The following is a 263-nucleotide window of genomic DNA, read 5'->3' as shown; positions in this document are numbered from 1 at the left end:
CCCTATCCACCGTTCCCGCACCTAAATTGGGCGCTGTGGCGATAAAGGGAGCCATGGACAAAATAGGTCTAAAACCGAAACTTGTGGAAGAAGTATTAATGGGCAACGTGGTACAGGCAGGTACAGGCCAGGCACCGGCCAGACAGGCTGCTATTTTTTCAGGTATACCCAACACGGTGCCCTGCACAACTATCAACAAAGTATGCGCTTCCGGTATGAAAACGATTATGCAGGGAGCACAGTCCATTGCTTTGGGAGAAAAC

At 50.2% G+C, this 263-nt stretch carries 1 protein-coding gene; it reads left to right on the top strand.

Features of this window, described 5'->3' with window-relative positions:
- A partial coding sequence (locus SB717_RS36890; RefSeq protein ID WP_486360804.1) for a thiolase family protein occupies positions 1 to 263 on the top strand: 263 nt, incomplete at both ends.

The organism is Priestia sp. SIMBA_032, from assembly GCF_046535215.1.
Taxonomy (GTDB): domain Bacteria; phylum Bacillota; class Bacilli; order Bacillales; family Bacillaceae_H; genus Priestia; species Priestia aryabhattai.
Note: the sequence above shows the minus strand (reverse complement) of the source record. Positions and strands in the feature narration are given on the sequence as shown.